Here is a 23,996-nt window from a genome sequence, read left to right as displayed (position 1 = left end):
GGCAAAATTGCCCATCTTGTTATCGACTCCACCGAATTAAAAGTCTTCGGTGAGAATGAGTCGAAGGTGAAAAAACACGGCCAGGAAAAGCGTTGCATATGGCGGAAACTGCACCTGGCCGTGGACACCGGTACTCATGATTATTGGAAATGACACACGGCTGATAACCGGAGTTCGGTGGCCGAAACGGCGATATACCGGGTTAAACAACTGTTGGGTGGGTGCGTGACTACGATGCGCAGGTTGGTGAGGCTATGGCCATGATCCGTGCATTGAACAAAATGACGCGCGTAGTCATACCTGAGAAAATGGCTGATAGGGGTTAGCTTTATCTGACCCCGATTTATTCAACAAAGCCGTGATCTGTATGCAAGGCGCTGTAAAATTCGCGGTGAAAAGTAGTTATTTAAAACAGGATCCCACCACATCAGTCAGTAAACTTAAGCGCGCCAGAGTCCGATACCGGCCTTCGCCATGGAGAGCTTTGTGCATTAGTTTGGGAAGATATCGATCTGGAAGCTGGCATACTAACGGTGCGGCGTAACTGGACTAGTGTGGAACAGTACACTTTGCCAAAAACTGAGGCCGGTACCGATCGCACTATTTTTCTGATGGAATCTGCGAAAGAAGCATTAAGAAAGCAGCAGGCATTAACACGATTAAATCCCACCAGCAAAGTAACAGTGTTAATGCAAGAGCATGGCAAAAGCCGTACAGACCTATGCACTTTCGTGTTTGATCCGCAGATTAATGTAAAAGGAAATAGAGCTGGTGAACGTTTTACACCAACTGCTCTAGCTGATAGCTGGGATCGGGCAGTGAAACGGGCTAAACTGCGACATCGAAATGCATACCAATCGCGCCATACTTTCGCGTGTTGGTCGTTATCCGCTGGGGCGAACCCTGCATTTATTGCAATGCAAATGGGGCACACCTCAGCACAAATGCTGTTTAGCGTCTACGGTGATTGGATGCCGGATCATAACGCTGACCAGCTTGCGTTGCTAAACGCAAAGTTAGGCTCTAATGCCCCATACATGCCCCACACAAAGAGTGGGACATCATAAAAACCAGTTACAGCGAGGGTTAGCGCAACGTGGCTCAATACGTCTATTCCATGCATCGCGTCGGCAAAGTAGTTCCGCCGAAGCGTCATATTTTGAAAAACATCTCCTTGAGTTTCTTCCCGGGGGCCAAGATTGGTGTGCTGGGTCTTAACGGCTCGGGTAAATCTACCCTGTTGCGCATCATGGCCGGTATCGATACAGATATTGAAGGTGAAGCTCGTCCACAGCCAGGGATCAAGATTGGTTACCTGCCGCAGGAACCTCAGCTAAACCTTGAACAAACTGTGCGTGAGTCAGTTGAGGAAGCTGTTGGCGAAGTTAAACGCGCGCTGACCCGTCTGGATGAAGTTTATGCGCTGTATGCTGATCCTGATGCTGATTTTGACAAGCTGGCAAAAGAGCAAGGCGAATTGGAAGCCATTATCCAATCCCATGACGGCCACAATCTGGATAACCAGCTAGAACGCGCGGCGGATGCCCTGCGTCTGCCAGCTTGGGATGCCAAAATTGCCAATTTGTCCGGTGGTGAACGCCGCCGTGTCGCAATTTGCCGCCTGCTGCTGGAAAAACCAGACATGCTGTTGCTGGATGAACCTACCAACCACTTGGATGCTGAATCCGTGGCTTGGCTGGAACGCTTCCTGCATGACTATGAAGGCACTGTGGTCGCCATCACCCATGACCGTTATTTCCTTGATAACGTGGCGGGTTGGATTCTGGAACTTGACCGTGGTGAAGGTATTCCGTGGGAAGGTAACTATTCCTCATGGTTGGAACAAAAAGATGCCCGTTTGGCGTTGGAAGCCTCTTCCGAAGCCGCGCGTCGCAAATCTATTGAGAAAGAGCTGGAGTGGGTTCGCCAGAATCCTAAAGGCCGTCAGGCGAAAGGTAAAGCACGTCTGGCCCGCTTTGAAGAACTTAACAGTGTCGAGTACCAAAAACGTAACGAAACCAGTGAGTTGTTTATCCCACCTGGCCCACGTTTAGGCGATAAAGTGCTAGAAGTTGAGCATCTTAGCAAGTCTTACGGTGACCGAGTGCTGATTGACGACCTGACTTTCGCGCTGCCAAAAGGCGCGATAGTTGGGATTATCGGGCCGAACGGCGCCGGTAAATCAACCTTGTTCCGCATGTTATCGGGTCAGGAACAACCTGATTCCGGCACGATTTCACTGGGTGATACCGTGATTCTGGCCTCTGTCGATCAGTTCCGCGACAATATGGATGGCAGCAAAACCGTGTGGGAAGAAGTTTCCGGCGGTCAGGACATCATGAAGATCGGCAACTTTGAAATTCCAAGCCGCGCCTATGTTGGCCGCTTTAACTTCAAAGGTATTGACCAAGGTAAGCGAGTCGGTGAATTGTCCGGTGGTGAGCGCGGCCGTATCCATCTGGCTAAATTGCTTCAGGTTGGCGGCAACATGTTGCTGCTCGATGAACCGACCAACGATTTGGACATCGAAACCCTGCGCGCACTGGAAAACGCCATACTGGAATTCCCTGGTTGCGCCATGGTTATTTCTCATGACCGTTGGTTCCTTGACCGAATTGCCACCCACATCATCGATTATCAAGATGAAGGCAAAGTGGAATTCTTCGAGGGTAACTTTACTGAATACGAAGAGTGGAAAAAACGCACTCTGGGTGCCGAAGCACTGGAGCCACATCGTATCAAGTATAAGAAAATGACCAAATAGCTGTTAAGCATTTCGTTATCTACAGGCCCGCAATAGCGGGCCTGAATCCAGTACCGCTACCGCCCCTCGCAATTTTTCAATGCCCTCAAGGGGAATCCTCCACTTGCATTGCCATGCTCAGGACATTTCCAACCCCTGCATATAATCCTTAAATACCGGGTGTCCAACCACCACATCAATAAAACAGCTCAATGCGGGTGAGTTTAACTTGCGGCTCGGATAAACCAAATACAGCTCATTTCCTTCGGCCTGCCATTGGGGCAGCACCGCAATTAACTGCCGGTTTATCACCACTTCACGGCTTAAAAAGGCCGGAAGCAAGGTTATGCCACCGCCACTCAGCGCACATTCGCGGGCATATAGCAGATTATTGGTCACATGCAGCGCGGGGACTTGCCAGCGATAAAATTCATCATCACGACGCAAAATCAGCGCCTGCCAGGCACGATGTGCAATGCAGCGATGGGTATCGAGTTGACGTGGATGGGTCAATGGCGGGTGCTGAGCCAGATAGGCGGGAGACGCCAACAGGTAGCGCGGCGCATACCCCAACTGCCGGCCAATCAGCGAGGAGTCTTGCGGCTTACCGGTGCGCAGTGCCACATCAAATCCCTCTTCAACCAAATCCACTTTAGTATCCGAGACCATAACCTCTAGCAACACATCGGGATATCGTTGCTGGAAGTCCGCCGCCAAACGCGCCAACAAAGTGGCACCTAACCCGGCAGGAATCGAGATACGTAAACGGCCACTGGGATTATCTTTAAGCCGTTGCAGGGCCAAATCCGCACGTTCAGCGGCTTGCAGCATCTCCTGGCAATGCACCAGATAGCGCTCACCAGCAAAAGTAAGGTTCAACTGGCGGGTGGTTCTGTTCAGCAACCGGATCCCCAAATTTTTCTCCAACTGGCTGATTCGCTGGCTGACACTGGATTTAGGCAAACCGACCATTTCCGCCGCGCGGGTAAAACTGCCGCATTCCGCAACCCGAGAGAACAGCGCCATATCCTGTAGTTGTTTAAACATGATTGTTTATACCAAACGAACACTGCATTAGTGATTGTCCATCTTATCACTCCCCTCAGAGAGGTCTAGACTCAGTTGATATGCTAACAGGAGCAGGAAAATCACCATGTCCATTAAAGCCATTGCAGTAAACCCACAGCAACCCGCCGATTTTATTGAAATTGCCTTAGATATGCTCACGCCCGGCCCCTTTGACTTACTGGTTGATGTTAAAGCTGCATCCATAAATCCAGTTGATACCAAAGTGCATGGCGGCCTAAAGAAAGATGGCCTGCAACAGCCGCGTATTCTGGGTTGGGATGCCGCTGGAGTGGTTATCAGTGTCGGAGAGAAAGTGACCGGTTTTCGCCCCGGTGATGAGGTGTGGTATGCCGGCGACATTACTCGCCCCGGCAGCAATGCCACGCAACAATTGGTTGATGCCCGCATTGCCGCCCATAAACCGCGCTCACTCAACTGGGCACAAGCCGCAGCACTGCCATTAACCGCCATTACCGCGTGGGAAGCACTGTTCGAACACCTGAAAATTCAGCAGGCCAGTGCCGGTCAAACATTGCTAATCATTGGTGGGGCCGGTGGCGTGGGATCATTAGCTATCCCTCTGGCGGCATTACGTAGCCCGCTAACCGTGATTGCGACTGCATCGCGCCCGGAATCAGCCGCCTGGTGTCGTGAGCGCGGAGCTGACTTGACGGTCGATTACCGCGACCTGCAAGCACAGCTACAACAAGAAGGTATTGAGAAAGTTGATTATATTCTCTGCCTAAATGATACCGACGGTCACTGGCCAGCCATCAGTGAATTGATCGCACCGCTGGGACAAATCTGCACCATTGTGGAGAATGAAAAACCGCTGGATCAGAATAAGTTGAAACTGAAAAGTGTCGCCCTGCATTGGGAATTTATGTTCACCCGCAGCATGTTTTCTACCCCGGATCTTGCCCAGCAAGGGGAAATCTTAAAGCAGGTCAGCCAATTAGTTGATGAGGGAAAATTACCAGGCACCCTGAGCGAAACCTTGCATGGCCTGACGGTAGAAAACCTGCAAGCGGCCCACACACAAGTGGCGGGTGGGCATATGCAGGGAAAAATAGTAATTACTTACTAACAACTTAATTCACAGACACTTTATTTACCATTTTACATCTGGGCAGTGCGTAAGGGGAGCGGAGCGAATAACATTTTCACGTACTTTGTGTTCGCTCCGATTGCTGTGCGCTGCCCGCATGCAAACTGCCTGCAACAATTAGGCCCTTAGCCCTTAGATGCTAATCCGGCTGGTTAAATTTCACTCAACACTGATGGGCGGGCAAGTCTTTGTAGGTCGGCGGCTAATAACTGTTTAACCAGTTCGACACAATGCAAGAAGCGCTCGTCATAATCTGCCGACTCAACATGGACATATTCAATATTATTGCTGCGCAGCATCTGCTCGAGTAAGTTCTGGAAAGATTTTCGGTCACGGTCACTGCCAAGGCTGCGCAAGCCATCCGCGACCCACGGCGTGTTGTTTTCCAACAAAATGACCAAATCAAAGCGGTATTCATCAATCAGCGCCTGTACAAAGGGGTGTTCCTGCCCTTCATATTTTTTACAAAATGCTTGTGTGGTAACAAAATCGGTATCAATAAATGCGACTTTATTGGCATATTTAACTGCAAAATCAACATATTGCGCCTGTCCAAGTGCGATTTTGTCATAATCAGAATATTGCAGTGCCATCTCATCGCCACCCAAATGAGAAAAAACATAATCACGGCCATATTCCCACGCACTGGTGGTATTAAAAATATTGGCTAACTTATTGACTAATGTTGATTTCCCACTGGATTCACCCCCTAAAATCGCCACGGTGCGCACAAAGAAAGGCTTCACTTCGGTCGGGATATAATCCCAGTAGCGGAAAGGATCACGACGAATTTGGCGGCCACTGATGTTCATAAATGAACGTTCCGGGTCGATCAGAATGGTTTCGATACCAAATTGTTCACGATAATGCGGCGCATCCTGACTTTCGCTGGAATAAATAAAGCTTGGGACGATGCCCTTTTCTGCCATAAAGGTTTTAACACCACGGCTCCAGACATCCCAGCCGTGAGGATAGGGTTCAATACCATGTTCATCAAATGAATGAATATGGATATTTTTCTGATACTTAAAGGTTTGTAACAACCAGCGCAAGCGGTCGCTGACAGTGGGCTGCTGTGACATTGAACTGTTTTCGAACAGCTCGCGATCGCGAGGCTCGTCGAAACAAAGAATGATATGCAGTTCATCAACCTGGCTACAGGCTCGCTGGATGAGGTAGATATGGCCGGTATGTAATGGGTAAAATTTACCAAACACTACGCCGACTTTTTTCTCCCGACGAGGGAATTCCAGCTCAAGATAACGGTGCAGAGCTTCTAGCTTTTGTGCACTGGGGCTTTTGATTTTGTCATTGAGTAACTGGCTTAAGTAACCTTTCGTCATGCCACTGGCATCGGCCACCTGCTGTAAGGTACAGCCCTTTTGCTTAATCGCCGTTTTAAGATAGTCAAACTGCAACATACTGCCTCCTGTTTAGTGCACTAAACAAAAATAACACAGTATGCTGCAATATTGACACGACTAAATGTGCCCTTATAAATCCTCTAACACCGCCAATGCATCAGCCAGTTTTTTCACGCCAAATACCTGCATATTCGGCAGCGGCTTTTTCGGCATATTGGCATAAGGCACTATTGCGCGTTTAAAACCGTGCTTGGCGGCCTCTGAGATTCGCTCCTGACCACTGGGAACAGGGCGAATTTCACCGGCCAGGCCCACTTCACCAAAGACCACTAAATCCTGTGGCAGTGGGCGGTCACGCAAGCTGGATACCAGTGACATCAGCAAGGCTAAGTCCGCACTGGTTTCTGTCACTTTTACCCCGCCGACCACATTGACGAACACGTCTTGGTCAGACATCTGTAAACCGCCATGACGATGCAAAACTGCCAGCAAGATTGCCAACCGGTTTTGCTCCAACCCGACAGCCACCCGACGCGGGTTAGACATCATCGAGTGGTCTACCAGCGCCTGAATCTCGACCAGCAGCGGGCGAGTCCCTTCCCACACCACCATTACCGAGCTACCCGCCGTGACTTCATCACCGCGACTCAGGAAAATGGCCGATGGGTTACTGACCTCCCGCAGACCTTGCTCGGTCATGGCAAATACGCCCAACTCATTGACGGCCCCGAAGCGGTTTTTGTGGCTGCGCAGGGTGCGAAAACGTGAGTCGCCATCGCCATCCAGCATCACCGAGCAGTCAATGCAGTGCTCCAATACTTTCGGCCCCGCCAGCGAACCATCTTTGGTTACATGGCCCACCATCACAATGGCGACACCACGGGTTTTGGCAAAACGGGTGAGATAAGCAGCCGTTTCGCGCACTTGCGCCACACTGCCCGGCGATGATTGGATATCCGCCATGTGCATTACCTGAATGGAGTCAATCACCATCAATTTTGGCTGTTCTTGTTCAGCAATCAGGCAAATCTGCTCAATGCTGGTTTCCGACAGCATATTCAGGCCGGCAGTGGGCAAGCCCAAACGATGCGCCCGCATGGCAACCTGTTGCAGTGATTCTTCACCGGTGACATACAAGGTTTTCATGTTTTCGGACAATTTGCAGAGCGTTTGCAGCAGTAAGGTACTTTTCCCCGCCCCCGGATTCCCGCCAATCAGAATGGCACTGCCCGGCACCACACCACCGCCCAGCACCCGGTCAAACTCTAGAAAACCAGTTGAGAAACGCGGCAGTTCATCCAGGCTGATATCTGACAATTTCTGAACCCGACTGACACCGGCCTCCCCCGCATATCCGCCAAAACGTTCATTGCGAGACGATGACGACGCGGCTGCCGCCAGCCGAATTTCGGTAATGGTATTCCAGGCATTACAGGCGCTACACTGCCCCTGCCAGCGCGGATAATCAGCGCCGCATTCATTACAAACGAATGCCCGCTTTGGTGCTTTAGCCACGTTTCACCTCAATCTAATTAGCATTCCAGCCTAATAACAAAACTTCCCCAAAGTCATTGGCGTTACAGCCAGGCAGCAAATGAACTCATCCCGCTGAGCTGACTCACGTCAGTGATTCGGGTGAGTGAGAGCCGCTAACACCGCTGTAGCGCCAAGGACGCAGGGGATTATCGTTCTTCGTGTTTTAGGCTGCCGGTCAGAATACACAACACACTCAGCAAATCACCATGACGGATAGCCACTTTTGCTTTGGCATATACTTTGGGTTTGGCATGGAAAGCTAGCCCCAGGCCTGCGACGTGCATCATTTTCAGGTCGTTGGCACCATCGCCGATGGCGACTGTTTGGGCGAGTGGGATGTTCAGTTTCTCGGCCAGCTTTAACAGGATATCGGCTTTATATTGCGCATCGACGATTGGCCCTAGTACTTTGCCGGTCAGTTTGCCGTCTTTGATTTCAAGCTCATTGGCGGCGACTGCCACCAGCCGTAATTTGTCGCGCAGGTATTCGGCGTAATAGGTAAAGCCGCCGGAGGCAATGGCGACATGCCAGTCCAGCGCCTGTAGTTTTTGTACCAAGCGGGTTAATCCTGGCATTAATGGTAATTCGTCGCGCACCTGTTTAAGAATATTGGCATCAGCCCCTTTTAACGTCGCCACCCGCTGGCGCAAACTGGCCGTGAAATCCAGCTCACCTTGCATCGCGCGTTCAGTAACCGCCGCCACTTCTTCACCCACACCGGCTAACTTGGCAATCTCATCAATGCATTCAATTTGGATGGCCGTCGAGTCCATGTCCATCACCAGCAGGCCCGGCGTGCGCAAGTGCGGAATAGCCCCCAAGGGAGCCACATCCAGCTCATTTTCATCTGCCAAGGTTTTAATACGCGGTGTCAGGCTGCCCGCCAGACGAATCACTTGATAATCTTCCACACACCAAGCCGAGACAATGACCATTGCCGCGCCTAACTGGCGTTGGAAGTGGGTAATCCGCTTTTTATCCAGTTTTCTACCGTACAATAGCCAACCGGTGTGACCAGCACGATAATCCAGCGGCATTACTTCATCACCACTGAGTGACAGTGGCAGGCCCGGCCATTGATAGATCTCTGCTGGAAGATCACAGTAGGTCAGACTATTAGACATGCATTACTCCTGTAGAAAACGAAATTCGACAACACCGCAGCAATGTGAAAGATGCAGGGTAAAAACGATGCATCAAGCTATCCTATCGCCCTTGCTTCTGGCAACATATACCCTAAATAATTCGAGTTGCAGCAAGGCGGGAGCTTACAGCAGTAAGTGACCGGAGTGAACGAGGGCCGTCTACAGATTTGCAACTTGAAGTATGACGGGTATAAAGTCATCAAATCCGGCAAGGAACCTGCATGGCCAAGGCCAAATTAAAATTTCGATTGCACCGTACGGCTATTGTGCTGATTTGTTTGGCATTATTGGTTTTACTTATGCAAGGTGCGTCCTATTTCAGCCTCAGTCATCAGCTGGCTCGCTCAGAGCAAGTTGAAGAATTGGCGAAAACATTGGCAAAGCAAGTCACTTTCAGCTTGTCCCCCATTATGGATTCTGGTGATGACGATATTGATAGCCAGAAAGTCGATGTCATTTTGCAGCAATTGACCCAATCCAGCCGCATATTGGATGCCAGTGTCTATCAGATTGACGGCACACTGGTGGCCGCCTCCGGAGAGAACGTAAAAGTCCGTGACCGACTGGCTTTAGACGGTAAACGCCCCGGCAGTTATTTCAATCATCAGATTGTCGAACTGATCCCCGGCAAAAGCGGGCCGAGCGGATTTTTGCGCATGACACTGGATACCCATGTGTTGGCGACAGAATCCAAACAGGTGGACAATACCACTAATTTGTTGCGCCTGATGATACTGGTAGCACTCGCCGTGGGGATTATTTTGGCTCGCACGTTACTGCAAGGCCGCCGCAGCCGCTGGCAACAATCGCCTTATCTGCTGACTGCCAATACGCCGGTTAAAGAAGATGAAAGTGAGGATGACACGCCAGAAGCTGAGCAGAAACCGGCCGAAAAATAGCGCCGTGGAGTATTCCACTCTCTCAATGAGGATGAGGATATAAATACAGAACCGCAGCAGGGTGATGCGGTTCTGTTAGATTGGCTAATATTACTCTTTGTCGCCCAGCAACACAGATTCCAATGCAATTTCAATCATGTCGTTGAAGGTGGTTTGGCGCTCAGCAGCCGTGGTTTGTTCGCCAGTGCGGATATGGTCAGAAACGGTACAGATAGTCAGGGCTTTCGCGCCAAATTCTGCAGCAACGCCATAGATACCCGCCGCTTCCATTTCCACACCCAGAATGCCATATTTTTCCATTACATCAAACATTTGCGGATCTGGCGTATAGAACAGGTCGGCAGAGAAAAGGTTGCCCACTCGAACATCAATCCCTTTCGCTTTTGCGGCATCGACTGCATTGCGGGTCATGTCAAAATCAGCAATTGCCGCGTAATCGTGATCTTTAAAACGCAGGCGGTTGACCTTAGAATCAGTACAGGCCCCCATACCAATCACCACATCGCGCAGTTTAACGTCGGCACGTACTGCACCACAGGAACCCACACGAATAATTTTCTTCACGCCGAAATCAGTAATCAGCTCTTTGGTATAAATGGAGCAAGATGGGATCCCCATGCCGTGGCCCATTACCGAGATTTTGCGTCCTTTATAAGTACCGGTGAAACCCAACATGCCGCGCACATTGTTTACTTCGCGCACGTCTTGCAGGAAGGTTTCGGCAATAAATTTTGCACGCAGCGGATCGCCGGGCATCAATACAACGTCAGCGAAATCACCCATTTCAGCATTAATATGTGGCGTTGCCATAATCACTTTCCTTAAAAATCAGAGTATTAAAAATAGTATAACCCGAACTCTTTTGGCGGTTGTTGCGCCTTGCGTAATTCAGGTTTTTTAACAATTGGAAACGTAGATGAACGCCGAGATTTTAGGCGCGACCAGCACACCGCCCCCAGAACGTACTCGCCGTGCCTGAGGAAGGCGAGCACTGCCCAAACCTAAAATAGCAAGTTCAGCTTAGTTTTATGCCTCACAGCATATTTTTTCCGTAATCCATTGGGGATAAACCGAAATACTTGGCAACCGTCTGCCCAATATCCGCAAAGGTCTCACGGTGTCCCAGTGAACCCGGTTTAACTTTCGGGCCGTAAACCAAGACCGGAATATGCTCGCGGGTATGGTCGGTGCCCGGCCAAGTTGGGTCACAACCGTGGTCAGCCGTCAGGATCAGAATGTCATCTTCTTGCACCAGCGCCATCAATTCTGGCAGGCGACGGTCAAATAATTCCAGTGCCGCAGCATAGCCCGCAATGTCACGGCGGTGGCCGTAAGAAGAGTCAAAATCAACAAAGTTAGTGAACACGATAGTGTTGTCACCGGCTTTCTTCATCTCTTCTATGGTGGCATCAAACAATGCATCCAGACCCGTGGCTTTCACTTTTTGCGTGATACCAACATGGGCGTAGATATCAGCAATTTTACCAATGGAAACCACTTCGCCGCCCTTCTCCTCTACCAGTTTTTTCAACATAGTCGGAGCTGGGGGTTCAACAGCTAAATCATGGCGATTACCGGTGCGTTGGAAGTTACCAGGCTTATCCCCAATAAATGGGCGCGCAATCACCCGGCCAATGTTGTAGCCGCCTTCGGTCAACTCTTCGCGCGCGATTTCGCACAGTTCATACAGGCGATCCAAGCCAAATGTTTCTTCATGACAAGCAATCTGGAACACGGAGTCAGCCGAGGTATAGAAAATCGGTTTGCCGGTTTTCATATGCTCTTCGCCCAGTTGGTCAAGGATAACTGTGCCTGAAGAGTGGCAGTTGCCCAAATACCCCGGCAAGTTGGCGCGTTTTACCAGCTTATCCAGTAATTCCTGCGGGAAGCTGTTTTCGACATCACTGAAATAGCCCCAGTCGAACAAGACCGGCACACCGGCAATTTCCCAGTGGCCTGATGGGGTATCTTTACCGGAGGATAATTCACTGGCATAGCCATAAGCGCCAATGATATCTGCATTTTTATCCAGTCCCGGTGGGAATTTACCGGTAGATTCTTCAGCCGCTTTACCTAACCCTAAACGGCTCAGGTTAGGCAATGTTAATGGGCCGCTACGACCAATATCAGCTTCACCACGGGCGCAAGCCTCGGCGATGTGGCCCAGGGTATCGGCACCTTCGTCGCCAAATTTCTTAGCATCAGCGCTAGCACCGATACCAAATGAGTCTAATACCATAATAAATGTACGTTTCATCATTCTCTCCTACAGAGGTTCACCCGCGAAGCGGTTTCCTCAAAGTATGGCGTTTATTCAGTGATACGGCGATAAACTACCGGGGTTTCTTCCGGTGCGGTATCACCCAAGGTCATTGCCGCGCGTACCGCATCTGCCGCCAACTGCCAGTCATCTTCATTATTGGCATGAATTACGGTTAATGGCTGCTGACTATCAACACGGGCACCCAAGCGAACCATATCGGTAAGACCGACACTGTAATCAATAGGATCAGTGGCCCGGCGGCGGCCTCCGCCAAGGGAAACCACAGCCATACCTAATGCGCGGGTATCCATTGCGGTGATGATACCCGAGCGCTCAGCAAAGACTGGCTTGCTCAGCATCGCGGTTGGCAAGTAGCTGTCGTAGCGTTCGACAAAATCGCTCGGGCCTTTTTGCGCGGCGATCATGCGGCCAAAGACCTCGGCGGCTTTGCCATTATCCAATACGGTTTGCAGCTTGGCTCTGGCATCGGCATCATCTTGCGCCAGTCCACCGGAAAGGAGCATTTCGACACAAAGTGCCATAGTGACTTCCAGCAGACGTGGATTACGATACTCGCCGGTGAGGAAGCGCACGGCTTCGCGTACTTCCACCGCATTACCCGCACTGGAAGCCAGCACCTGATTCATGTCAGTCAGCAGCGCCGTGGTTTTACACCCCGCGCCATTGGCAACACTCACGATGGCTTGCGCCAAGTCCTCAGAGAGCTGATAAGTCGGCATAAATGCACCGGAGCCCACTTTGACATCCATCACCAGCGCATCCAGACCTTCAGCCAACTTTTTGGCCAGAATCGAGGCGGTGATCAGTGGAATGGAATCCACGGTGGCGGTGATATCACGGGTCGCATAAAAGCGCTTATCTGCCGGTGCCAGTGAGCTGGTTTGCCCAATGATAGCAACACCGACGTCCTGAATGATTTTGCGAAATGCGCTGTCATCAGGAAAGATATCAAACCCAGGAATGGCTTCCAGTTTGTCCAACGTGCCACCGGTATGGCCCAGGCCACGGCCTGAAATCATCGGCACATAGCCACCACAGGCGGCTATCATTGGGCCAAGCATCAGAGAAGTCACATCACCTACGCCGCCGGTGGAATGTTTATCCACAATCGGGCCGTTGAGGTTCAAACTCTTCCAGTTCAGCACAGTACCAGAATCGCGCATCGCCATTGTCAGCGCCACACGTTCGGACATATTCATATCGTGGAAGTAAATGGTCATCGCCAAAGCAGCAATTTGCCCTTCAGACACCACGTTATCGCGAACCCCATTGATAAAGAACCGAATTTCTTCTTCATTCAGTGGATGACCGTCGCGTTTTTTACGGATAATTTCTTGCGCCAGAAACAAGGTATCCCCCTGTACCCTTCGCACTTGTTGCTGCGGGGTATAAAAATGGAAAAAGCCACACTGCGAACCAAATTGTCCGCAGTGCATCTGCTGAATTTAATCACGGTGGTTACGGCTAGTAACCGCTGCTTTTGCTGTTACTTTGATGGCCCAGAGTGGTCAACAAGCTGCCTAATAGGCTGGATGCACCAAAACGGAAGTGGCGAGCATCAGCCCAACCTTCGCCCATCAAGTTATCTGCCAATTGCAAGAATTGTGCAGCATCTTCAGCGGTGCGTACGCCACCAGCAGGTTTGAAGCCAACCGTTTTTCCAACCCCTAAATCACGAATAGTGCGCATCATGATGTCGGCACTTTCCAGGGTGGCATTGACCGGCACTTTACCGGTAGAGGTTTTAATAAAGTCAGCACCGGCTTTGATAGCAATCTCAGAAGCCTGACGAATTAAATGTTCTTGTTTTAATTCGCCCGTTTCAATAATCACTTTCAGTAATACATTGGCGGCAGCACAGACTTCTTTGCACTTTTTGACTAATTCAAAGCCGATTTTATCGTTACCCGCCATTAAGGCGCGGTAAGGGAAAACCACATCAACTTCATCAGCGCCATAGGCAATAGCAGCACGGGTTTCGGCCAGCGCAATATCAATATCATCATTGCCATGGGGGAAATTGGTCACCGTAGCAATACGGATTTCAGGTGTTCCTTGCTCGCGTAATGTTTTGCGGGCAATAGGGATAAAGCGAGGATAAATGCAGATTGCCGCAGTATTGCCGGCCGGACTTTTCGCCTGATGACACAACGCGATGACTTTATCGTCAGTGTCGTCATCATTCAGGGTGGTTAAATCCATCAAACTCAGCGCGCGTTTAGCATAATCGTTGAGATTCGCGCAGGCGGTTAAATCGGTCATAAAACTCTCCAACACTAATTCAGCCCCAGCACCTTGCCAGAACTGAGCATTTATTTATGAGCGGGCAGAGAAACCAACCGGTGTCTCTGATAATTAAAATGCTATCTCAGTAGGCGTAATTGTTGCAGTCAGTTTGAACACAAACAGCGCGGAAGAACTGGCTCGGACACCAAGTAGGTGAAGGTTCTGAGTTCTGCCCCGGTTCAAAATGGCACATAAAATAGCCCTAATGAGATGGTTCTAAGCTCAATTCGTTGGCGAGCGGACTTGGTTCCTTGAAGATAGCCCCTAAATGGGTGGCAATTGAGATCCATCTCACCGCACTAACTTACTCCCACTCTCTATCAAGAGGCGGGGTATAGCTCTATTTGAACAGGTTACAGGCTTACAATATGTGTTCAATTTCACACAAACAAGTATAAGCCTGTAACGCAGTAAGATTATATGTGATTAGAGTCACAAAATAACCTGATTTATACCTTATCAGCAATCATTGCCCATTCGCATCAAGAATAGCTTATGGGCAAAAATACACCTGATTAATGACAAGCAAACTCGCCTCATCAGAGCGCTAAGAAGAAACCCGCGATAGTGGCGCTCATCAAGTTTGATAATGTCCCTGCGGCAACGGCTTTTAGGCCAAAACGAGCAATATCATGGCGGCGATTTGGTGCCATGCTGCCTAACCCACCTAATAAGATAGCGACAGAAGACAAGTTGGCAAAACCACAAAGGGCAAAGGAAATAATGGCTTTAGTGTGGTCAGAAAGCACCTGCAAACCTGCGCCTCTAACTAACTCTTCGGCTTGGAGATACTGACCGAAGTTCATAAATGCCACAAATTCGTTCACGATGATTTTCTGACCGATGAACGAGCCTGCCACCATAGCTTCGCTCCACGGAACCCCTATCAGATAAGCAATAGGTGAGAATACCCAGCCCAGAATCAGCTCCATCGAGAGTTGTGGATAATCGAACCAGCCACCAATCCCACCCAGAATGCCGTTAAGCAATGCAATCAAGGCGATGAATGCCAATAACATCGCCCCCACATTCAGTGCCAGTTGCATACCCGATGCAGCACCGGATGCCGCAGCATCAATGATGTTAGCCGGGCGATCATCTTCAGCAATTAGCGTGGTGGCATCGACAGTATCGTGCGTTTTATCGGTTTCCGGCACCATCAATTTAGCAAATAACAGCCCACCAGGTGCCGCCATAAAGGAGGCCGCAATCAGGTATTCTAACGGAACGCCCATCTGGGCATATCCGGCCAAGACTGAACCCGCAACCGAGGCTAAACCGCCACACATCACAGCGAACAGCTCAGATTGTGTCATAGTGGCAATATAAGGGCGTACAACCAATGGGGCTTCAGTCTGCCCGACAAAGATATTCGCCGTGGCGGAAAGGGACTCGGTGCGCGATGTCCCCAGCAGTTTTTGCATCCCGCCGCCTAACACCTTAATAACCAACTGCATAACGCCGATATAATATAAAACGGCGATTAATGAAGAGAAAAAGACAATTACCGGCAATACTCGCAGGGCGAATACAAAACCACCACCGCCAAACACTTCAAACATTTTGTCGGAAACCAAACCGCCAAACATAAATGAAATACCGTCATTACCATAAGCAATTACGTTCGCAACCCCTTGGGACATCCCCCCCAAGATGCGGCGGCCAATCGGCACATATAACACCAGTGCACCAACACCAACCTGAAGAAGAAATGCCCCAATTACAGTGCGGATATTAATCGCCCTAAAATTACTTGAAAGAAGCACGGCTATTAATATCAGTACTGCCATTCCGACCAGACTCATGAGCATGTCGATATCCCTAGTTAAAATGAGTAAATATCCGTATTAATTAGCACTGCAACTCGCGAAAATGCAGTTCAAATCAGTTAGTACCGATTTGTCATTCGCGGGCTACCTACAAGCAATACCAATTACTTTGGATACATTAGTTTTCATTGAAATAATGTGGAGGGGATTATACTGGCATGACTTAGCTATCAAACAACCTCTGTCACAAATAAACACAACTGGAAGCAACTGTAAGACAATTAATGTGATGAGAGTCACATTAAAGCGGCAAAAAAACAGATCAGGCTAACGATTAATTGATCTTACCGCTGCTAATGCTGATTCAGGATCTACCAGGTGGATTTTTCGACCGGGGGGATGCGGAATAACTGCTGGCTGTTGTGCAAAAGATGGGAGGCAATCTCTTGTGGCGCTTCGGGGCGCAATTTACATAGCACTTCAAACACCTTTGCCGCCCGCTCTGGCCGGTTAGCCTGGCCCTGAAAACCGGCCAGAGGCATATCCGGCGCATCGGTCTCTAGCAATAATGCCGACAGGGGCAATACCGCCATAACATTTCGGGTTTTCTGCGCCCGCTCATAAGTAATTGTTCCGCCCACACCAATATAATAACCCAAGCGAATGAATGCCTGTGCCTGCGCTAGACTCCCGGCAAAACCGTGTACTACGCCGGTTCGAGGTAATGCGGCTTTACGCAACACGGCGGCAAGCTGATCGTGTGAACGGCGCGAGTGCAAAATAACCGGGAGGTCATGCTGCCGGGCGAGCTTGAGTTGGGCCTGCAAGAGCGCTAATTGGCGGGGTAACTGCGGTTCATCCATATAGAGATCCAGGCCAATCTCCCCGACCGCCACCAATTTTTCAGTTTTACTCGCCAACCATGATGCCAAAACAGCTACATCAAAGTCCTGATGCTGCGCTATATAAAGTGGATGCAGGCCAAGTGCGGCAAACAGTGGCGGATAGTTTGCTGCCAAATCGACAACACGCGAAAAATAAGCGGCGCTGACTGCGGGCACAATAATTTGCCGGACATTGGCCTGCGCCGCACTCAGTAAACTGGCAGCTTCGGCACCGCTGAATGGCGGAAAATCAAAGTGACAATGTGTGTCAATGAAATAGGGTGAGTCAGTTAAATTGGGGTTATCGACGCAATAAGGGAGGTCGATAGCATTCGGCATCTGCCCGCTGACGGAGGCCATTACGCCATATTACCGGTGGTTTTCGCCGCCCCAGAAAGCCCAACAGCCGCTAACGTTGATGACAAATCAACATATTCAGTTCCTGGTGTATTGGGGCGACGACACCTATGGCCGCGCCAATAGCTTACGCCGTTACGAGCCATTAGGAACATTTCCTCTTCTATCTACTTTGTCTGCCGCCTGAATCTCTGCGGATAGCGATTTTTTGGTGCTTTGTGCTGAGGTGGGAATAATTAACCCGCTGTCCGCCATCGTCATCTGAGCTGGCAACGGGTGACCCGTGGCGTTGGCTGAATCAACTGGCTTGATAATATCCGGCGATTGATTGATAGCAAAAGAAGAATCATCAATATCAATCAACTCCTGCATATCATCTGGTTGGTTAATATCTTGCGGCTGGATAAGACGGCGAGAAACCGTAAGAGCGGTTTTCTCTCTCTTTATATCTGACTGCTCCAGTTTTTCTTGTGGCAGTAGCCAATGCCCGACGGTTGCCAGAAAATAACGGCCACAGCGACGGCCTAAATGGTAATCACGATTAAGGGCCGCAATCCGGCTACCCAGCGCATTACTGGCCAGCGGTTTAGGTGGGAAAATCTCGAAAATCCGCAGGTCGCCCGGTGGGTTCTCAATAAACTGCTGAATACGATAATAACTTTGCTCATGCTGCTGCATGATTCGCACCAATTGCTGCAAGCTACTTTCACTCAGCCAGTGTTCCATCCGCTTCATCCATTGCGGCGTATAATAAGCCTGCGATGGAACTGTGCGGATGACAACAATGGTATCTGCCCCACGCCGGTAGGCTTCCTCCACCGGGATGGCATCACTGATACCGCCATCCTGATAACTAATACCATCTAAATCAACGCCTTGCCGATATAATCCTGGAATAGCACTGGAGGCCTTAATTGCCGATAACCAGCTTTCTCGGGTAGGAGAGATATAGGTGGGTTCAAAATCATCACTGCGACAGGCGCACATAAGAAACTCGCGGCCATCTTGGAGATGTTTTTCAGCATTTTCCATTGCCAAGGGCAGCTGTTGGGAAGTGATATCCACCAGCCAGTCGAGATCAATTAAGTGCCCACCACGAACAAAGCGCAGCGGATTGAAAAAATTGGCAGTGGTGGTGTAACGGGTAATGACACGGCGGGCGTAACCGGGTTGGCCACAGATAAAAGCTGAAAGATTTTGTGCACCTGCGGAGGTGCCAATCATCAAATCAAAAGGGTTAAAGCGGGCGCGTTGAAATTCATCCAGCACTCCGGCTGTAAAAATCCCCCGCTGCCCGCCCCCCTCGCAAACCAACGCCATTTTACCGGGTTGGTATGGTTTATAGGCGAGTGGCTCAATATTACCGAGCGTGATAGGTATTCTGTATCCCACCGTCCATCCTTAATTCCGTTACCACAGGAGTCGAGGATACCTCGTCTTCCCTTTGCTGTAACCATCACGCTTTACTAAAGGCGCTTACGTCCTGTAAACAAACTGATGAGGAAGAGAATAATACCCACGACGAAAACGACTTTTGCGGCCCAAGCAGCCGTTCCGGCTAGCCCACCAAAACCTAATGCCGCAGCGATTAATGCTATTACCAGAAATATAATGCCCCAGCGAAACATAAGCTTCTCCTTACCCTTTGAAAAATGACTTTGTAAACTCAGCTTCAAAAATCATTCTTTAATGACCTCTGTCTGTTTAACAGTAGCGTATTTGACAGAAGTCGCTTTATTTGGATTTATCGGATGGATTATTTGATAACTTGGCTTATGGCAGGTATTTCGCGGAGGATATTCCTACCCACGAAATACCTAATAGCCAAATATTTATTAAGGCTTGATGCTGAGATCGTTTTTAACGCTTTTCACGCCATCAACCGCTTTAGCAATACTTTCCGCCCGCTCGGCTTGCGCTTTATTCTCAACACTACCTGACAACTGCACCACGCCGTCGGTGGTTTCTACGGTCACTTTGCGCGATGGAACAATGTCATCGGCCAGTAATTTGGCTTTGATTGAGCTGGTTGTCGCCGCATCACCGGCATATTCGCTAACTGACTGTGTTTTCTGATCTTTCACATGTAGCTTATCACTGACAGATTTCACACCTTCAATATTGCCAGCGATTTCAACCGCGGTTTCAACTTCTGCCTGAGAAGTGACAAAGCCACTAAGTGTGACCACGCCATGACTAGTTTCTACTGAAATATCAGTGCTTTTCAGCGATTTTTCTTCCAGTAACGCACTTTTTACTTTCGCGGTTACTGCGCTGTCGCCCATGTAGTTATCAACTTTCTTCATCGAGCTATCAAGCTTAGCACCAGCACTGTCCACTGCATTGTCAGCTTTATTAAGCATGGTGTCTTCGGCTAATACACTGCCACTCATCAGGGCAGTACCTAAAACAACGGCCATCATTGAACGGGCAAATTTTGTGTTTGTCATCGATTTCTTCCTTTTTTGTTTTGAACCCTAAACTGGATATAACACTCCAATTTACTGATTCTTACGCCACCTTATATCGGTGGGTATTTGATGAATACTTTACGATTATTGCAGATTGACTGGACTGAAATTAATGCGAGTCAATCTTGCCGGTACCTATAAAGATAGAGCATCTGAGAAAAATGACAGTCAGAATAAGACTAAAGCCGAAATTTCATTACTAAGTCGGAGTTATCTTAGAGATATATTAGTGAGGATAATTAATGAATCGGGGCATTGAATGCCCCGATAGAATGCGGCTTGCGGCGTGATTAATGCTCGCGAGTTTTACGGAAACGCACTTCTGGATAACGTTCTTGCGTAATATTAAGATTTACCATGGTTGGGGCGATATAACTCAAATTATCACCACCATCTAATGCCAGGTTAACTTCATTTTTACGTTTAAATTCTTCGAATTTCTTCACATCATCGCACTCAACCCAGCGGGCAGTCGAGACGTTAACTGATTCATACACCGCTTCCACGTTGTACTCACTTTTCAGCCTTGAAGAAACCACTTCAAACTGCAGAACACCGACCGCGCCGACAATCAGGTCGTTGTTAGTTAGTGGGCGGAAGACTTGCACCGCGCCCTCTTCTGACAACTGAACCAATCCTTTAAGCAACTGCTTTTGCTTCAATGGGTCACGCAGGCGAATACGACGGAACAATTCTGGTGCAAAGTTCGGGATCCCGGTGAACTTCATATCTTCACCTTGTGTGAAGGTATCACCAATCTGAATAGTACCGTGGTTATGCAGGCCAAGAATGTCGCCAGCAAAAGCTTCTTCAATATGAGAGCGGTCACCGGCCATAAAGGTCAGGGCATCGGAAATCACCACATCTTTCTTGGTGCGCACCTGACGCAGTTTCATGCCTTTTTCAAAACGGCCGGAAACAACGCGCAAGAAAGCCACTCGGTCACGGTGTTTCGGATCCATATTTGCCTGAATTTTAAAGACAAAACCGGTGAATTTCTCTTCCGAAGCAATAACTTCGCGGGTATCTGTTTTCCGTGGCATTGGCGCAGGCGCCCACTCAACCAAGCCATCCAGCATATGGTCAACACCAAAGTTACCCAATGCGGTACCGAAGAAGACCGGGGTTAAATCACCGGACAAGAAAGCTTCGTGGTCAAATTCATGTGAAGCCCCCTGAACCAGCTCAAGTTCCTGACGGAATTGTTTTGCCAGGTCTTCACCCACGGCAATATCCAAATCCGGGTTATTCAGCCCTTTAATAATGCGCACTTCTTGGATGGTGTGGCCTTTACCGGTCTGATACAGATACGTTTCGTCTTTATAAAGGTGGTAAACCCCTTTAAACAACTTACCGCAACCAATCGGCCAGGTTATCGGTGAGCAGGCAATTCTCAGCTCACGTTCTACTTCATCCAGCACTTCCATCGGATCACGAATATCGCGGTCCAATTTGTTCATAAAAGTCAGGATCGGGGTATCACGCAGGCGGGTAACTTCCATCAGCTTACGGGTGCGGTCTTCTACCCCTTTAGCGGCATCAATCACCATTAAACAGCAGTCAACTGCGGTCAAAGTACGATAAGTATCTTCGGAGAAGTCTTCGTGCCCTGGGGTATCAAGCAAGTTAACCAGACAGCCGCCATACGGAAACTGCATCACAGATGTCGTGATGGAGATACCGCGTTGCTTTTCCATTTCCATCCAGTCAGATTTGGCATGATGGCTGGAGCCACGGCCTTTTACTGTACCCGCCGTCTGAATCGCGTGTCCGAACAGCAACACTTTTTCAGTAATGGTGGTTTTACCAGCATCGGGGTGGGAAATTATCGCGAAAGTACGTCTTTTCGCGACTTCCTGTGCGTATTCACTTGGAGACATAGTTTGAAATTTCTACTTTTAGGCCGCCCTGCTCTGGGCCTCACATCTGGTTATGATGTGTCGGTCAGGCAAAGCAAGGCATTGATTATGGCGCTATACCCTTTTGGCTTGAAGCTGCCGTATTATCAACAACTTTGGGTATAAGTGGTTTAGCGCAGTATTTTCCCTGATTTATGCGGGATAAACAATTTATTCGCGTTAGATTCTTAGCAAAACGGCACTAGCCCATTGGCAATGCCATCATAATGGCATCTTCACGCCCATTGGCGCTGGGGTAATAGTTGCGGCGCACCGAAACCTCGTTAAACCCCAAGCTCTCATACAAAGCTATCGCGCGGGCATTTGAGGCCCTAACTTCAAGCCAAAGGGTAAAGATATTGCGCGCGGCCAACTGCTCAATCACATGCTCAAGCAGTAAACGGCCATAGCCCTGGCGTTGATACTTTGGGTCAATTGCAAGGTTAAACAGGGTTGCTTCATCCACTACAATTTGGGTAATGGCAAAGCCGACCATATGCTCTTCCACACTGAGCTTGTAATTAAGGTAGCGCTCACCTTGATTGCTGGCTAAGGTTTTCTCCGTCCACGGGAAGGCGTGGCTGGCTTGTTCAATTTGGTACGCTGCGGCCAGATCGGCTGGCGTCAGGATAGAAATCTGCTTCATGATGACAAATCTGCTGCCAAAGTGCGCGCTTCGCGCTCGCGTCTTGATAAAGTCCGGCCAGTGCCGGGCTGTGTAATTGTGCACCCGCGACGGTAAGCGGCTCACTGATGCCCAATCGCCAACTGTTGCACTGCGTTTTTTCGGGTAACATCGCGACCTGTGACGGCGTCAGCGCATAAGCCTGGCTGGGGGTAAGCCCTAAGCTGTACAGCACATCACACAATAATGGGTCATTATGATCAGGAAGCGGATCAGCCACAATTAACAGGCGGGTATCTTCAGGTAAATGTATCGCAATTTCACCCTGCAAGACGGCCGGGCGGCGCAATGTCCACTGCGTAATGCCAAGCTGTTGTAACAGCAAGTCTCGTCTTGTTGCCATGCCCTTTCCTGTCAAAACAACCCGAATTTCGACGCTATGCTAGCAAACCCATCGAACATGCGCCAACAAACCTCTATAATCCCCGATTATATTATTGAGGAGCCAAAGACTGATGTCAGCATTAACCCCAGCCAGTGAAGTGATACTGCGCCATAGTGATGAATTTATAGCCCGCCACGTGTTGTTTGCCGGTGATTTACAAGATGCGCTGCCAGCGCAATTTGATGCAGCCGGGGTACGGGTTCACACCAATCAATATCACCACTGGCAATTACTGAGCAACACGCTGGAAGAGAATGTTCAATTCGGTCTTTTGGCAACACCAGAAACCGTCGCGACTTGCGACACCCTGGTTTACTACTGGCCCAAAAGCAAACAAGAAGCCCAGTTCCAACTGGCTAACTTGTTGTCTTTATTACCTGTCGGCACTGATATTTTTGTGGTTGGCGAAAACCGCAGCGGTGTCCGCAGCGCAGAAGAAATGCTGTCCGAATTTGCTCAATTAACCAAGATTGATAGCGCCCGCCGCTGTGGCCTTTATCATGGGCGTTTGGATAAACAACCAGAATTTGATGCCGACGCTTGGTGGGAAAGTTATCAGATTGGCGATGTGACGGTAAAAACCTTACCGGGTGTTTTCAGCCGCGATTCGCTAGATTCTGGCAGCCATTTGTTGCTGTCCACTTTCAGCGAGCCATTTAAAGGCAGCGTGCTGGATGTCGGCTGTGGTGCTGGTGTGCTGGCGTCGGTTCTGGCGCAGCAATCGCCTAAAATCAAATGGACACTATGTGATGTCAGTGCTGCAGCTCTTGAAGCCAGCCGGGCAACATTAGCGGCTAACAATATTGAGGCACCGGTGATTGCCAGCAATGTCTATTCTGACATTAAAGGCCGCTTTGAGATGATTATTTCAAATCCGCCATTCCATGATGGAATGCAAACCAGCCTGACCGCCGCTGAAATGCTGATCCGGGGCGCAACTGCCCATCTGCATGTTGGTGGTAAATTGCGGATTGTGGCGAACTCCTTCTTGCCCTACCCAGCACTACTGGATGCCGCATTTGGCAGCCATGAAGTGCTGGCGCAGAATGGCCGGTTTAAGGTGTATCAGGCCACTGTTGGGCGTCCGCCACGTGATGCTAAGAAAAAACGCTAA

The 23,996-nt window shown here is 49.5% G+C and carries 22 protein-coding genes and 1 pseudogene; 6 read left to right on the top strand and 17 right to left on the bottom strand.

What is annotated here, in order from left to right; genetic code table 11:
- From YROHD0001_RS20105 to ettA, 3 genes and pseudogenes are all read left to right on the top strand, one after another.
- Window positions 1-326: pseudogene (locus YROHD0001_RS20105) on the top strand (transposase); the annotation flags it as partial.
- 90 nt (window positions 327-416) lie between these two features.
- Window positions 417-1,067, top strand: a complete 651-nt coding sequence (locus YROHD0001_RS0118650) for a site-specific integrase (RefSeq protein ID WP_081452081.1) — start codon at window positions 417-419, stop codon at window positions 1,065-1,067.
- A 29-nt stretch (window positions 1,068-1,096) separates the two neighbouring features.
- Window positions 1,097-2,764, top strand: a complete 1,668-nt coding sequence (gene ettA / locus YROHD0001_RS02260) for an energy-dependent translational throttle protein EttA (protein ID WP_032818055.1) — start codon at window positions 1,097-1,099, stop codon at window positions 2,762-2,764.
- A 117-nt stretch (window positions 2,765-2,881) separates the two neighbouring features.
- Here ettA and YROHD0001_RS02265 read toward each other — a convergent pair whose 3' ends face one another.
- The gene (locus tag YROHD0001_RS02265; RefSeq protein WP_004716358.1) at window positions 2,882-3,790 is read right to left on the bottom strand and encodes a LysR family transcriptional regulator; all 909 of its coding nucleotides are present in this window, start codon (window positions 3,788-3,790) and stop codon (window positions 2,882-2,884) included.
- A 106-nt stretch (window positions 3,791-3,896) separates the two neighbouring features.
- Here YROHD0001_RS02265 and YROHD0001_RS02270 point away from each other — a divergent pair, with 106 nt between their 5' ends.
- A complete protein-coding gene (locus YROHD0001_RS02270) occupies window positions 3,897-4,898 on the top strand; it encodes a zinc-binding alcohol dehydrogenase family protein (protein ID WP_004716357.1) in 1,002 nt (333 codons plus the stop codon).
- A 173-nt stretch (window positions 4,899-5,071) separates the two neighbouring features.
- On the opposite strand, the gene nadR is transcribed toward YROHD0001_RS02270, so the two are convergent.
- From nadR to serB, 3 genes are all read right to left on the bottom strand, one after another.
- A complete protein-coding gene (gene nadR / locus YROHD0001_RS02275) occupies window positions 5,072-6,340 on the bottom strand; it encodes a multifunctional transcriptional regulator/nicotinamide-nucleotide adenylyltransferase/ribosylnicotinamide kinase NadR (protein WP_004716356.1) in 1,269 nt (422 codons plus the stop codon).
- A gap of 72 nt (window positions 6,341-6,412) precedes the next feature.
- On the bottom strand, window positions 6,413-7,798 hold the full coding sequence (gene radA, locus YROHD0001_RS02280) for a DNA repair protein RadA (protein ID WP_004716355.1): 1,386 nt from the start codon (window positions 7,796-7,798) through the stop codon (window positions 6,413-6,415).
- Window positions 7,799-7,965: 167 nt separating this feature from the next.
- Window positions 7,966-8,943: a phosphoserine phosphatase gene (gene serB, locus YROHD0001_RS02285; protein WP_004716354.1), complete on the bottom strand. Its 978-nt coding sequence runs from the start codon at window positions 8,941-8,943 to the stop codon at window positions 7,966-7,968.
- Between the two features lie 242 nt (window positions 8,944-9,185).
- On the opposite strand from serB, the gene YROHD0001_RS02290 reads away from it, so the two are divergent.
- Window positions 9,186-9,863 (top strand): YtjB family periplasmic protein, encoded by a 678-nt coding sequence (locus tag YROHD0001_RS02290; protein ID WP_004716353.1) that lies wholly within the window; start codon window positions 9,186-9,188, stop codon window positions 9,861-9,863.
- Window positions 9,864-9,953: 90 nt separating this feature from the next.
- Here the strand turns inward: YROHD0001_RS02290 and deoD are convergent, their stop codons facing one another.
- The 13 genes from deoD to YROHD0001_RS02340 all read right to left on the bottom strand — a co-directional run bounded on the left by deoD (window position 9,954) and on the right by YROHD0001_RS02340 (window position 22,840).
- Window positions 9,954-10,673, bottom strand: coding sequence for a purine-nucleoside phosphorylase (gene deoD / locus YROHD0001_RS02295; protein ID WP_032818053.1), 720 nt, complete (start codon window positions 10,671-10,673; stop codon window positions 9,954-9,956).
- Between the two features lie 223 nt (window positions 10,674-10,896).
- On the bottom strand, window positions 10,897-12,120 hold the full coding sequence (gene deoB / locus YROHD0001_RS02300) for a phosphopentomutase (RefSeq protein ID WP_032818051.1): 1,224 nt from the start codon (window positions 12,118-12,120) through the stop codon (window positions 10,897-10,899).
- 53 nt (window positions 12,121-12,173) lie between these two features.
- Window positions 12,174-13,496, bottom strand: coding sequence for a thymidine phosphorylase (gene deoA / locus YROHD0001_RS02305; protein ID WP_032818049.1), 1,323 nt, complete (start codon window positions 13,494-13,496; stop codon window positions 12,174-12,176).
- Between the two features lie 115 nt (window positions 13,497-13,611).
- Window positions 13,612-14,409 (bottom strand): deoxyribose-phosphate aldolase, encoded by a 798-nt coding sequence (gene deoC, locus YROHD0001_RS02310; protein WP_004716349.1) that lies wholly within the window; start codon window positions 14,407-14,409, stop codon window positions 13,612-13,614.
- A 563-nt stretch (window positions 14,410-14,972) separates the two neighbouring features.
- A complete protein-coding gene (locus tag YROHD0001_RS02315; protein WP_072086959.1) occupies window positions 14,973-16,244 on the bottom strand; it encodes a NupC/NupG family nucleoside CNT transporter in 1,272 nt (423 codons plus the stop codon).
- 329 nt (window positions 16,245-16,573) lie between these two features.
- Window positions 16,574-17,425 carry a TatD family hydrolase gene (locus YROHD0001_RS02320; RefSeq protein WP_042542386.1) on the bottom strand — a complete coding sequence of 284 codons (852 nt, stop codon included), beginning with the start codon at window positions 17,423-17,425 and terminating at the stop codon, window positions 16,574-16,576.
- Between the two features lie 20 nt (window positions 17,426-17,445).
- Entirely contained in the window at window positions 17,446-17,589 is a 144-nt protein-coding gene (locus YROHD0001_RS20525; protein WP_156171982.1) for a hypothetical protein, read from the bottom strand.
- Window positions 17,579-18,835, bottom strand: coding sequence for a patatin-like phospholipase family protein (locus YROHD0001_RS02325; protein WP_004716346.1), 1,257 nt, complete (start codon window positions 18,833-18,835; stop codon window positions 17,579-17,581). The genes YROHD0001_RS20525 and YROHD0001_RS02325 overlap by 11 nt, the downstream gene beginning before the upstream one ends.
- 74 nt (window positions 18,836-18,909) lie before the next feature.
- Entirely contained in the window at window positions 18,910-19,071 is a 162-nt protein-coding gene (locus YROHD0001_RS19805; protein WP_004389381.1) for a DUF1328 domain-containing protein, read from the bottom strand.
- 207 nt (window positions 19,072-19,278) lie between these two features.
- Window positions 19,279-19,893, bottom strand: a complete 615-nt coding sequence (gene osmY, locus YROHD0001_RS02330; RefSeq protein WP_032818046.1) for a molecular chaperone OsmY — start codon at window positions 19,891-19,893, stop codon at window positions 19,279-19,281.
- A 311-nt stretch (window positions 19,894-20,204) separates the two neighbouring features.
- Window positions 20,205-21,794 carry a peptide chain release factor 3 gene (gene prfC / locus YROHD0001_RS02335; RefSeq protein ID WP_004716344.1) on the bottom strand — a complete coding sequence of 530 codons (1,590 nt, stop codon included), beginning with the start codon at window positions 21,792-21,794 and terminating at the stop codon, window positions 20,205-20,207.
- A 220-nt stretch (window positions 21,795-22,014) separates the two neighbouring features.
- Complete coding sequence (gene rimI / locus YROHD0001_RS0118645) at window positions 22,015-22,458, bottom strand: ribosomal protein S18-alanine N-acetyltransferase (protein ID WP_032818043.1); 444 nt, start codon at window positions 22,456-22,458, stop codon at window positions 22,015-22,017.
- Complete coding sequence (locus tag YROHD0001_RS02340) at window positions 22,403-22,840, bottom strand: DNA polymerase III subunit psi (protein ID WP_004716342.1); 438 nt, start codon at window positions 22,838-22,840, stop codon at window positions 22,403-22,405. Before YROHD0001_RS02340 ends, rimI begins: the two co-directional genes overlap by 56 nt.
- A gap of 112 nt (window positions 22,841-22,952) precedes the next feature.
- Between YROHD0001_RS02340 and rsmC the strand changes: the two genes are divergently transcribed.
- Window positions 22,953-23,996, top strand: a complete 1,044-nt coding sequence (rsmC, locus tag YROHD0001_RS02345; RefSeq protein ID WP_004716341.1) for a 16S rRNA (guanine(1207)-N(2))-methyltransferase RsmC — start codon at window positions 22,953-22,955, stop codon at window positions 23,994-23,996.

Source organism: Yersinia rohdei ATCC 43380 (assembly GCF_000173775.1).
GTDB lineage: Bacteria > Pseudomonadota > Gammaproteobacteria > Enterobacterales > Enterobacteriaceae > Yersinia > Yersinia rohdei.
This window is presented reverse-complemented; position numbering and strand designations above follow the sequence as displayed.

Coding starts and splice junctions, on each gene's coding strand:
- YROHD0001_RS02265 (WP_004716358.1), bottom strand. CDS start 3,790: ATGTTTAAACAACTACAGGATATGGCGCTGTTCTCTCGGGTTGCGGAA.
- YROHD0001_RS02270 (WP_004716357.1), top strand. CDS start 3,897: ATGTCCATTAAAGCCATTGCAGTAAACCCACAGCAACCCGCCGATTTT.
- nadR (WP_004716356.1), bottom strand. CDS start 6,340: ATGTTGCAGTTTGACTATCTTAAAACGGCGATTAAGCAAAAGGGCTGT.
- serB (WP_004716354.1), bottom strand. CDS start 8,943: ATGTCTAATAGTCTGACCTACTGTGATCTTCCAGCAGAGATCTATCAA.
- YROHD0001_RS02290 (WP_004716353.1), top strand. CDS start 9,186: ATGGCCAAGGCCAAATTAAAATTTCGATTGCACCGTACGGCTATTGTG.
- deoD (WP_032818053.1), bottom strand. CDS start 10,673: ATGGCAACGCCACATATTAATGCTGAAATGGGTGATTTCGCTGACGTT.
- deoB (WP_032818051.1), bottom strand. CDS start 12,120: ATGAAACGTACATTTATTATGGTATTAGACTCATTTGGTATCGGTGCT.
- deoC (WP_004716349.1), bottom strand. CDS start 14,409: ATGACCGATTTAACCGCCTGCGCGAATCTCAACGATTATGCTAAACGC.
- YROHD0001_RS02315 (WP_072086959.1), bottom strand. CDS start 16,244: ATGCTCATGAGTCTGGTCGGAATGGCAGTACTGATATTAATAGCCGTG.
- YROHD0001_RS02320 (WP_042542386.1), bottom strand. CDS start 17,425: ATGCCGAATGCTATCGACCTCCCTTATTGCGTCGATAACCCCAATTTA.
- YROHD0001_RS20525 (WP_156171982.1), bottom strand. CDS start 17,589: ATGGCTCGTAACGGCGTAAGCTATTGGCGCGGCCATAGGTGTCGTCGC.
- YROHD0001_RS19805 (WP_004389381.1), bottom strand. CDS start 19,071: ATGTTTCGCTGGGGCATTATATTTCTGGTAATAGCATTAATCGCTGCG.
- osmY (WP_032818046.1), bottom strand. CDS start 19,893: ATGACAAACACAAAATTTGCCCGTTCAATGATGGCCGTTGTTTTAGGT.
- prfC (WP_004716344.1), bottom strand. CDS start 21,794: ATGTCTCCAAGTGAATACGCACAGGAAGTCGCGAAAAGACGTACTTTC.
- rimI (WP_032818043.1), bottom strand. CDS start 22,458: ATGAAGCAGATTTCTATCCTGACGCCAGCCGATCTGGCCGCAGCGTAC.
- YROHD0001_RS02340 (WP_004716342.1), bottom strand. CDS start 22,840: ATGGCAACAAGACGAGACTTGCTGTTACAACAGCTTGGCATTACGCAG.
- rsmC (WP_004716341.1), top strand. CDS start 22,953: ATGTCAGCATTAACCCCAGCCAGTGAAGTGATACTGCGCCATAGTGAT.